The sequence below is a fragment of the Clostridioides sp. GD02377 genome (genome assembly GCF_045899875.1).
GTDB lineage: Bacteria > Bacillota > Clostridia > Peptostreptococcales > Peptostreptococcaceae > Clostridioides > Clostridioides difficile_A.
Genome location: NZ_JBJODA010000057.1, coordinates 1 through 1057, shown reverse-complemented (window position 1 = coordinate 1057; position 1057 = coordinate 1). Strand labels below are relative to the sequence as shown.

2 protein-coding genes are annotated in these 1057 nt (G+C 31.2%); both read right to left on the bottom strand.

Going from position 1 to position 1057, the window contains the following annotated elements:
- Window position 1: 1 nt before the first annotated feature.
- Window positions 2-619: a YmfQ family protein gene (locus Q3304_RS20685; RefSeq protein ID WP_407815333.1), complete on the bottom strand. Its 618-nt coding sequence runs from the start codon at window positions 617-619 to the stop codon at window positions 2-4.
- The coding region (locus Q3304_RS20680; RefSeq protein WP_407815334.1) for a baseplate J/gp47 family protein at window positions 612-1057 on the bottom strand (446 nt) is incomplete at its 5' end. The genes Q3304_RS20685 and Q3304_RS20680, both read right to left, overlap by 8 nt.

Sequence of the window (1057 nt, the reverse complement as noted above, 5' to 3'; positions counted from 1 at the left end):
TCTAATAAATCGTAATCTCTTGGTATCCAAATCCATTACCACTCATAATCTTAATCTCTCCTTGTGTTTCAATGTCGCTAGGCGACCAAGGATAAATTGTAATCTCATGTCCTGTAATAGTAGTTGCTCCAAAGTACATACCATTATCTTTGCTAACTAAAACTCTAGTATAATCTAAAGTCATGTTACAAGGTTTGATACTACTTACAAAAGAATGAACTTCCTCAAACCAGTCTTGATTCCTTGCGTCACTCTCTAAATGAATGTTATAAGCGGCATTATTTATAGTTAATTCATAGTTTCCTTCTCCAACAATTGAATCTAACCAGTTTCTTAAAAATCGTTCTGAATAAGGTAATTTACTTATATATTTACTAAAAATCCTAAATCTTCTATCTTCCAAACTCTCATTACTTTTTGGAACTATAGACATTATTTTTTCCCATCTCTTTACTCCGCTTATGGTCAAATCCTCTAGAAATTGGTCATTTAATACATCATCTAATTTATCATGTAGTATCTTTATTTCTTTGTTATCTGCATTAAATGCTTTTATATATTCTTCTTTATCTTGCAGAATTTGTGGTAAGTAACTTATTAGATTTATCTCTTTATCCAACTACTTCACCTCTTACTACTATGCTATTACTATCTATTGTTAGATTAGATTTGGCATCATTTATCATTGTGTTTGCAATGTCTAATACTCCATCAATACTTAGCAAACGAGTTTCTATCTGAGATATACGAACTATTAAGTTCTCTTCATCTTCCCAACTCATATTTAACTCATTTAAATAATCGTCAATTGTTTCTTCTGCTATAGTCTTTATATTCTCCCAAGCATAGCCACTCTTGTATGTTATCTCTGCTGATATGTTTATAGTTGTACTCACGACTCCTGTAACAGTAACTTTATGTCCTATAGGTGCTAATCCAATACCTTCTCCTTGATTTTGTATAGGGTCAATTTCTTCTTGAACTAAATTAACTAAGTCAGCAGATGGTACTTTGAAGTTAGAGTTAATTATTACTAACTTAACAGTTCCTCCACCAT